Source organism: uncultured Microbacterium sp. (assembly GCF_913776565.1).
Taxonomy (GTDB): Bacteria; Actinomycetota; Actinomycetes; order Actinomycetales; family Microbacteriaceae; genus Microbacterium.
This window is the reverse complement of the sequence record NZ_CAJYPF010000086.1, coordinates 1-7139: the sequence shown is the minus strand read 5'-3', so window position 1 is coordinate 7139 and position 7139 is coordinate 1. Positions and strand designations below refer to the sequence as shown.

At 68.7% G+C, this 7139-nt stretch carries 8 protein-coding genes; 4 read left to right on the top strand and 4 right to left on the bottom strand.

The genetic code is table 11. The annotated features are described in order from the left end of the window. Window positions 1–98 precede the first annotated feature (98 nt). Entirely contained in the window at window positions 99–770 is a 672-nt protein-coding gene (locus QZ433_RS04830; RefSeq protein WP_295780315.1) for a fasciclin domain-containing protein, read from the bottom strand. A gap of 323 nt (window positions 771–1093) precedes the next feature. Between QZ433_RS04830 and sigK the strand changes: the two genes are divergently transcribed. From sigK to QZ433_RS04810, 4 genes are all read left to right on the top strand, one after another. Continuing rightward, window positions 1094–1696 (top strand): ECF RNA polymerase sigma factor SigK, encoded by a 603-nt coding sequence (gene sigK, locus QZ433_RS04825; protein ID WP_295780313.1) that lies wholly within the window; start codon window positions 1094–1096, stop codon window positions 1694–1696. Between the two features lie 38 nt (window positions 1697–1734). Then, window positions 1735–2496 carry an anti-sigma factor gene (locus QZ433_RS04820; RefSeq protein WP_295780311.1) on the top strand — a complete coding sequence of 254 codons (762 nt, stop codon included), beginning with the start codon at window positions 1735–1737 and terminating at the stop codon, window positions 2494–2496. Window positions 2497–2578: 82 nt separating this feature from the next. Then, window positions 2579–3217 carry a DNA-directed RNA polymerase subunit beta gene (locus QZ433_RS04815; RefSeq protein WP_108319051.1) on the top strand — a complete coding sequence of 213 codons (639 nt, stop codon included), beginning with the start codon at window positions 2579–2581 and terminating at the stop codon, window positions 3215–3217. 195 nt (window positions 3218–3412) lie between these two features. Next, window positions 3413–4297 carry an aminotransferase class IV gene (locus QZ433_RS04810; RefSeq protein WP_295780310.1) on the top strand — a complete coding sequence of 295 codons (885 nt, stop codon included), beginning with the start codon at window positions 3413–3415 and terminating at the stop codon, window positions 4295–4297. Between the two features lie 61 nt (window positions 4298–4358). Here the strand turns inward: QZ433_RS04810 and pstB are convergent, their stop codons facing one another. From pstB to pstC, 3 genes are all read right to left on the bottom strand, one after another. Further along, window positions 4359–5138: a phosphate ABC transporter ATP-binding protein PstB gene (gene pstB, locus QZ433_RS04805; RefSeq protein ID WP_108319055.1), complete on the bottom strand. Its 780-nt coding sequence runs from the start codon at window positions 5136–5138 to the stop codon at window positions 4359–4361. A 19-nt stretch (window positions 5139–5157) separates the two neighbouring features. Next, entirely contained in the window at window positions 5158–6240 is a 1083-nt protein-coding gene (gene pstA, locus QZ433_RS04800; RefSeq protein ID WP_295780306.1) for a phosphate ABC transporter permease PstA, read from the bottom strand. Beyond that, on the bottom strand, window positions 6237–7139 hold a 903-nt coding region (pstC, locus tag QZ433_RS04795; RefSeq protein WP_295780303.1), incomplete at its 5' end, for a phosphate ABC transporter permease subunit PstC. The genes pstA and pstC, both read right to left, overlap by 4 nt.

Genomic DNA, 7139 nt, shown 5'->3' with positions numbered 1-7139 from the left:
AGCGAGCGCCGGACCCCCTCGCCTGGGGTCCGGCGCTCGCCGTCAGGTCCGATCGGTCATCGATCGGTCGGAAGCGTGATCGCTCACGCTCCGAGGAATTACATCGGGGGCATCAGCACCGAGTCGATGAGGTACACGGTCGCGTTGGCGGTCTGAACGCCACCGCAGATGACGTTGCTGGAGCCGTTGACGGTGATCGAGTCACCCGAGCCGGCGACGGTGACGTCCTGGCCCTCGACGGTGGTGTGCGTGCCGTCGATCGCCGAGGGGGCGATCTGGCCGGGGACCACGTGGTACGTGAGGATCTTGGTCAGCAGGTCGCTGTCGGTCTTCAGCGTCTCGATGGTGGCCGAGTCGATCTTGGCGAAGGCCTCGTCGACGGGCGCGAAGACGGTGAACTCGCTGCCGTTGAGCGTGTCGACCAGGTTCACGTTGGGGTTCAGCTGGCCGCTGACGGCAGCGGTGAGCGTAGTGAGCAGCGGGTTGTTCGACGCGGCGACCGCGACCGGGTCAGCGGCCATACCGGCGACCGAACCCGCACCCGAGGGAACCTGCTCGGCGTAACCGGCGCAGCCGGGGCCGACGAGGTTGGCGGCCGGGTCCATCGACGCCGAGGCCGACATCGAGGGCGAAGCGGCCATGGAGGGGGCCGTGGTGGCCTCTTCAGCGGTGCCGCCCGAGGTGGTGCCACCCGAACATGCGGTGAGAGCGAAGGCCGAGCCCAGAACGAGGGCGAGACCGGCGACGACAGGCTTCTTGTTGGTGAGCATGACATTCCTCCGAAATCGTTCGGATCGCGTCTGCGACCCGTCAGGGACACCCCGGTGCGAGGGGCGGTTCGCCGTGGAGCGGCTTACACAGGGTCTTCGGGACCCCCCGGGGATCGGATTGCGGATTGTTGCGCCAGAGTCCCCCGAAGGCATCCCGGACGAGTGAAAAGACCAGGTCAGGGGGTTCTAAATATTCTTTGGAATATTTTCTGCCAGCCGCTCCGGAGCGCCCGCGACCGCGCGCAGCGGCCCTCTGTAACGGTTTCGCCTACCTCACGCGCGACGCGCGCGCACGCACACGGAGAGCGCAGACGGCGTAGGGAATGATGGATGCCATGGTGATCGACGGATTCGACCTCCCCGACGACGGGGCAGAGAACATCGATCACGTGGGTGCGCTCCTGCAGCGCGTCGCCACGGGCGACCGCTCCGCCTTCGCCGAGTTGTACGACACCCTGTCGGCCCGAGCCTTCGGCCTCATCCTCCGCGTGCTCGTCGACCGCTCGCAGAGCGAGGAAGTGCTGCAAGAGGTCTTCCTCGAGATCTGGCAATCCGCCGCGCGATTCACTCCGAATAGGGGTCAAGGAAGATCGTGGGTCCTCACGATCGCGCACCGACGAGCGGTGGACCGCGTGCGGTCGTCGCAGTCGAGCGTGGATCGGGACGTGCGCGCGGGCTTCCGGGATATTGATGTCGCGTATGACGATGTATCCGAGAAAGTCGAACTGAAGATGGAAGGGCGGCGCGTCGTCGATGCACTCGCGACGCTTCCCGACGCTCAGAAAGAAGCACTCACGCTGGCCTACTTCGGTGGGTACAGCCAAAGCGAGATCGCTTCCCTCGTCGGGGCGCCGCTCGGTACGGTCAAGACCAGGATGCGCGACGGTCTGTCGCGTCTGAGAGTGGAAATGGGGGTGGACAAGTGAACGAGAGGGATTTCGCCGACCTCGCCGTTGGACACGCATTGCATGCGTTATCCGAGGCTGATGAACGCGCGTACCAGGAGGCTCTGGCGGGGAATCCCCACTGGGACTCCCACGTCCGCGACGCCGCTGACGCGGTCGCCGCGATCAGCGCCGCCGTCGAACCCGTCGAGCCGCCCCCGTCGGTGCGCGCGTCGCTGTTCGCCCGCATCTCCGAGCTGCCTCAAGAGCCCGCGGCATCCCTGACCGCCTCATCCGAGGACGAGGACTTCGCCGCCGCCGGCCCGGCACCCGTCGTCGCGAAGAGCGACGCCGTGCCCTCGGGCACCGCACGCGCACGCAGCTGGGGAGCTCGTCGGTGGTTCGCCCTGGCGGCTTCCTTCGCCGCCGTGCTCGTGCTCGGCTTCGGTGCTGTCACTGTCGGTCAGCTCTTCTCGCCGCCCGCCGCGGTCGTCGCCCTGCAGGAGATCGAGAAGGCGCCCGACGCGCAGTCCGCGTCGACGACCCTGCCCGATGGCACGGTCGCGACCGCCCACTGGTCGCCGTCCACGGGTCGCAGCGTGCTCGTGACCGACGGCATGCCCGCGCTCGGATCCGACAAGACCTACGAGCTGTGGTTCGTTCGGGACCAGACCCCCATCGCCGCCGGAACCTTCACTCCGGATGCCGACGGCAACGCGACCGCGGTGCTCGACGGCGAGATGCACACGGGTGACGTGATCGCCGTGACCATCGAGCCCGCCGGCGGGTCGCCCGACGGCACCCCGAGCAGCGCGCCGGTCCTCGCCGTCGCCACCGCCTGACGTCACCGCCCGAGCCCGTCCCCTCGATGGGGGCGGGCTCGTTGCGGCCCGACCGCCGGGGACGACGCTCTAGCCTGGAACGATGAGCGATTCGTCCCGCGAGTTCCACAAGCCGGTCCGGCGTCCCGCCGAACTCTTCGACCGACTCTTCTCGGCCGAGGATCCCGCCGAGGTCTCGCGCGTCGCTCACAGCACGGCACAGGCCCTGCTGTCGCGCGTGCGGGCCGACCCGAGCGTCGACGTCGTCGAGCGACTGGTCGCCTTCACCGACGACCACGGCATCGACGACATCGCCGAGCTCTGGTCGCGCTCACCCGCCCGCTCCCTGCCCGGTGCGCTGTGGCGGCTCTACCTGCTGCAGCTGATGATCCACGACGATGCCGCGACGGCGGCCCTCCTGTACGAGCGAGGGCGGGTCGAGATGGCGACCGTGGACGCGGTCGTCGCGGGTGCTCCCGCGCCCGCGGGGCCCGAAGAACTCGTGCAGCTCATCGATACGATCCTGCGCGGCCTGTTCGAGGGCGACTTCGCCGTCGCGCTGGATCGTGCCGCCGCCTTCTGCCGCGTCCAGGCGGCGGGGTCGACGCACCTCGCCGACGACTACGAGAACACCGAGTCCGAGCGCGCCAGCGCGCTCACGACCCGTGCTCTGCGCCTGGCGACCTACGCCGAGGATCTGGCGGCATCCGCGGCTCTCTGGCGGCGCGACGCGCTGACGTGAGAAGAGCCCGGAAAAGATAAGTGCCGGACCGCAGAACGCCTCTCGGCGCAAGGCCGCTCATAGCGGCAGAAGATGGAGCCCGGGGTTACTGCGGCCCGGCTGTAGAAGTGTAACAAGGGCCCCGCGCGAACATTCCCTCGGACGGCCCCGTTGACAAGACCCGGGCGTGTCGGGTCGACGACATAGGCTCGCAGCATGGCTTGGCGCAGCGCTCTCCTCATCGACCCCGTGGCATCCGATGATCCCCGGGAGGACTTCGCCCCGACGTTCCGCTTCTTCGATCCCGACGAGCCCGCCCTGCGGGTCGGCGACCTGAGCGCCCAGCGCGGCGACGGCATCTTCGAGTCGCTCGGGGTGGTCGACGGTCACCCGCAAGAGGTCGGTCCCCATCTCGAGCGGCTCGCGCACTCCGCCGCGCTGTGCGACCTGCCCGCGCCGCACCTCGCGCAGTGGCGAGCCGCGATCGCGCAGGTCGCCGCGCACGCGGGAGCGGGCGAGAACGTCATGAAACTGCTGCTCAGCAGGGGAGTGGAGGGCCAGCCGATCCCCACGGCGTGGATCACCCTGGCATCCGCCCCCGACAACACCCGCTCGCGACGCGACGGCATCGAAGTCGTGACCCTCGATCGCGGGTACGCGCTCGACGTACCGGCGCGCGCGCCGTGGCTGCAGCTGGGGGCCAAGACCCTCTCGTACGCCGTGAACATGGCGGCGATCCGCGAGGCGCACCGGCGCGGCGCCGACGACGCGGTCTTCGTCTCGAGCGACGGGTTCGTGCTCGAGGCGCCCACCGCGACGGTGCTGCTGCGCGTCGGAGACCGGTTCATCACCCCTGCGCCCAGTGCCGGCATCCTGCACGGCACCACGCAGATCAGCGTCTTCTCGTATCTCGAGGGGCGCGGCGTCGCGACCGCCTACGAGACCGTTCCGGCGGTGACCCTCGTCGACGCGGATGCCGCGTGGTTGCTGTCGAGCGTGCGCCTGGCCGCGCCGGTCGCCGCGGTCGACGGCGTCGCGAAAGCCGTCGACCGGGCGCTGACCGACGAGCTCAACGCCTACCTGCTCTCGCCGCGAGACTGACCGGGGCCCACGCGGCAACGACGAAGGCCCCGCCGGAGCGGGGCCTTCGTGCCGTGGGTGCTTATCCGAAGCGGCCCGAGACGTAGTCCTCGGTGGCCTGCACGGCGGGCGCCGTGAAGATGGCCGAGGTGTCGTTGTACTCGATGAGCTTGCCGGGCTTGCCGGTACCGGCGATGTTGAAGAACGCCGTCTTGTCGCTGACGCGCGAGGCCTGCTGCATGTTGTGCGTCACGATCACGATCGTGTACTCGTTCTTCAGCTCCGAGATGAGCTCCTCGATCGCGAAGGTCGAGATCGGGTCGAGCGCCGAGCAGGGCTCGTCCATGAGCAGGACGTCGGGCGAGACCGCGATCGCGCGGGCGATGCACAGACGCTGCTGCTGACCGCCCGAAAGGCCTCCGCCCGGCTTGTCGAGACGGTCCTTGACCTCGTTCCAGAGGTTGGCGCCCCGCAGGGACTTCTCGACGAGGGCATCGCCGTCGCTCTTCGACATGCGCTTGTCGTTGAGCTTGGCGCCGGCCAGCACGTTCTCGCGGATCGACATCGTCGGGAACGGGTTGGGGCGCTGGAAGACCATTCCGACGTGACGGCGCACCAGCACGGGGTCGACCCCGGGGCCGTACAGGTCGTCGCCGTCGATGAGCACGCGGCCCTTGACGTGACCGCCGGGGATGACCTCGTGCATGCGGTTGAGCGTGCGCAGGAAGGTGGACTTGCCGCAGCCCGAGGGGCCGATGAACGCGGTGACCGAACGGGGCTCGATGTCGATCGAGACGCCCTCGACCGCGAGGAAATCGCTGTAGTAGACGTTGAGGTCCTGGACCTCGATGCTCTTGGACACGAAGAGGTGCCTTTCTAGGTCAGCGCGCCTTGGGCGCGAACACCGCCGCCACGATCCGGGCGATCAGGTTGAAGATGACGACGAGGACGACGAGCAGGAAAGCCGCGCCCCAGGCCTGGGCCTGAGAGGCGTCGATGTCCTGGCCGGGGAAGCTGTACGCGGTGTAGGCCATGACGGGGAGGGTCTGCATCGGACCCTCGAACGGATTGGCGTTGAAGTTGTCGGTGAAGCTCGCCGCGATGAAGATCGGGGCCGTCTCGCCGACGACGCGCGCCACGGCCAGCACCACGCCGGTGATGATCCCGCTGGCCGCCGTGCGCAGGACGACCTTGATGATGGTCGCCGAGCGGGGCACGCCGAGGGCGAGCGAGGCCTCGCGCAGATCGGCCGGGACCAGGCGCAGCATCTCCTCGGTGGAGCGGATGACGATCGGGATCATGAGCACGCACAGGGCGATGGATGCCGAGAACCCGCTGAACGCCTTCGGCCCGACGACCAGGCTGAACAGCGAGAACGCGAACAGACCCGCGACGATCGAGGGGATGCCGGTCATGACGTCGACGAGGAAGGTGATCGCACGGCGCAGCGGGTTGTTGGGCTGGGCGTACTCGACCAGGTAGACGGCGGCGAGGATGCCGATCGGCACCGAGATGAGCGCCGCGATGCCCGTGATGATGAGCGTGCCCGCGACGGCCTGCCAGGCGCCGGGGGTCGCGACGACCTCGAGGGTGTTCGGGTCGAACTGCGTGCCGCCGACCTGCGTGATGAACTGCAGGTTGACCACCGCGAGACCCTTGGACACCACGGTGTACAGCGTCGAGATGAGCGGGGCCACCGCGAGCAGGAACGCGGCGGTGACGAGGCCGCGCACGACGCGGTCCACGGCCTTGCGGCGATTCTCGACGATCGACGAGCCGACGCCGATCGCGATCAGGTAGAGGACCGCGGTGAGGATGAGCCAGGTGGCCAGGTTGAACCCGCCCATGAGCAGCTGGACGCCGGCGACGACGACCGCGACGCCCGCGAGCAGCATCGGCTCGATGAAGCGGGGCAGCTGACCGCTGGTGAGGGCGAGGGGGGCGGAGGGAGCGGTGACGGTCATGAGCGCTTGCCCTTCTTGCGGCCCTTCGCACCGGGGCCGGTGGCACCGATGATGTAGCGGGCGAACATGTTGACCGCCAGCGAGATGACGAACAGCATCAGACCGGTGCCGATGAGCGCCGAGCGCTGCAGGTCGGTCGCGATGGGGAAGTTCAGTGCGATGTTCGCGGCGATCGTCTGCGAGTTGTAGCCGTCGGTCAGCAGCAGCACCGAGTAGATGAGGCTGGGCGAGATGATGAGCGCGATCGCCATCGTCTCGCCGAGGGCACGGCCCAGGCCGAGGAGAGTGGCCGAGACCATGCCGCTGCGGGCGTAGGGGAAGACCGACAGCCGGATCATCTCCCAGCGCGTGGCGCCGAGGGCCAGGGCGGCCTCCTCGTGCAGGCGCGGGGTCTGCAGGAAGATCTCGCGCGTGATCGAGGTGACGATGGGCAGGATCATGACCGCGAGCACCACTCCACCGGTGAGCATGGTCGATCCCGTGCTCGACACCGGACCCTGGAAGAGCGGGATCCAGCCGAGGTACTGGTTGAGGAACTCGCCGACGGGCAGCAGCAGCGGGCGCATGACGATGATGCCCCACAGGCCGAACACGATCGAGGGCACCGCGGCGAGCAGGTCGACGATGTAGCCCAGCGCGCCGGCGATGCGGCGGGGGGCGTAGTGCGAGATGAACAGCGCGATGCCGATCGCGACCGGCGTGCCGATGATCATCGCGATGAGGGCCGCCCACACGCTGCCGAACAGCAGCGGGCCGACGTACTCCCAGAAGTTGGACCACGAACCGTTCTGGTACCCGGCGAGGTCGCCCTCGGTCCAGTTGCCCGTGATGGCGGGCAGGCCGCGGATGATCAGGAAGATCGCGACGCCCGCGAGGATGATCATGATCGACACCGCGGC

Bases quoted from the DNA above. Each gene is read 5' to 3' on its own strand.
- QZ433_RS04830 (WP_295780315.1), bottom strand. From the start codon at position 770: ATGCTCACCAACAAGAAGCCTGTCGTCGCCGGTCTCGCCCTCGTTCTG.
- sigK (WP_295780313.1), top strand. From the start codon at position 1,094: ATGATGGATGCCATGGTGATCGACGGATTCGACCTCCCCGACGACGGG.
- QZ433_RS04815 (WP_108319051.1), top strand. From the start codon at position 2,579: ATGAGCGATTCGTCCCGCGAGTTCCACAAGCCGGTCCGGCGTCCCGCC.
- QZ433_RS04810 (WP_295780310.1), top strand. From the start codon at position 3,413: ATGGCTTGGCGCAGCGCTCTCCTCATCGACCCCGTGGCATCCGATGAT.
- pstA (WP_295780306.1), bottom strand. From the start codon at position 6,240: ATGACCGTCACCGCTCCCTCCGCCCCCCTCGCCCTCACCAGCGGTCAG.